General features: G+C 61.2%; 1 protein-coding gene. It reads left to right on the plus strand.

The window, feature by feature from the left end; translation table 11 throughout:
- The first annotated feature begins 114 nt into the window (after positions 1–114).
- Entirely contained in the window at positions 115–1,158 is a 1,044-nt protein-coding gene (locus tag NKI59_RS34875; protein ID WP_352709056.1) for an IS110 family RNA-guided transposase, read from the plus strand.
- Positions 1,159–1,433 lie beyond the last annotated feature (275 nt).

Genomic DNA, 1,433 nt, shown 5'->3' on the forward strand with positions numbered 1-1,433 from the left:
TTCAACAGATGGGGTGATTGGGGTCTCGCCCGAGCCAAATTGAGGGCGGCTGCTCCTGTCGAGATGTGAGAACGTGGTCGATGTAGATCGCCACAAACATCAGGAGGAGCAGCCATGAAGTATTTTGCCGGACTTGACGTGTCTTTGGAAGAGACCGCGATCTGTGTCGTCGACGAGAGCGGCCGGATCGTGAAGGAAGGGCGGGCGGCGAGTGAGCCGAGGGCCCTTTATGAAGCCTTGCGGAAAATCGATCTGCCGCTGGAGCGCATCGGGCTCGAAGCCTGTTCGCTGACAGCCTGGCTTTATGACGGTATTCGCGCCGAAGGATTGCCGGCGATCTGCATCGAGACCCGGCAGGCCAACGCGGCGATGAAAATGATGCCGAACAAAACCGATCGCAACGACGCCCGCGCCTTGGCGCAGATCATGCGCACCGGCTGGTATCGGCAGGTGCATGTGAAGAGCCAGCAGTGTCGGCTCTGGCGATCCCTCCTCGTTGCGCGACGCACGGTCCTCAATGAAATGCGGACGATCGAAAATGTCGTCAGGGCGATTCTGCGGGAGGCCGGCATCAAGCTCGGCACTCCAGGCCGCGCAGCTTTCGCCCATCGCGTGCGCGAACTGATTGGCGCAGATACGGTCATCATGGCGCTTGTCGAGCCGCTTCTGGCGATCGTGGCAACGATGTTGCGCGAGTTCGGGCGACTGACAGAGCAGGTCTTCAATATCGCCCGCAAGGAGCAAGTCTGCCGGCGCCTCATGTCCGTGCCCGGTGTGGGACCCATCACCGCGCTCGCCTTTCGTGCCACGGTCGATCAGCCGGACCGCTTTCGCCGATCGAGGGATGTCGGAGCGCATTTGGGTCTGACCCCGGCACGCTATCAATCTGGCGAGACGGACATTCAGGGCAAGGTAAGCCGATGCGGTGACGAGCTCGCCCGCACGGCCCTCTATGAGGCGGCTCATTCGCTGCTTGTGCTCAGCAAGAAATGGTCGAGCCTCAGAGCGTGGGGTATGAACGTCGCCAAGCGGCGCGGTATGGCCCGAGCCCGAGTTGCTGTTGCTCGCAAGCTCGCTGTCATCCTGCATCGCATGTGGAGCGATGCGACAGAATTCCGCTTCGGCAAGGCACCCGGCTCCGTGTCGGCCATGAAATAGGCACAACGGACCAACGAAGGAGGAGTTGATTCCGCCCGAAAGGGCGTGAGCCGGATCGTTCCCGTGGGGACGACGGGCAAGGCGATCTCGTTAGCAGGCACGATCCTGGGACGAACTCTCCTAAGGTCGTTCAACAGATTGAGACGCCTCGCTCTACTGACCCCATCATGCGGCGGCCTAACGCCGACCGCGAAGAGAAGCGAGTGACCCGCGGGGCGACATGGTCCGGAAAATTATCAGGAGGAGCTTGACCTCAACGACCCCAATCAGAGAAG

This window comes from Mesorhizobium sp. M0598, assembly GCF_040320865.1.
Taxonomy (GTDB): Bacteria; Pseudomonadota; Alphaproteobacteria; order Rhizobiales; family Rhizobiaceae; genus Mesorhizobium.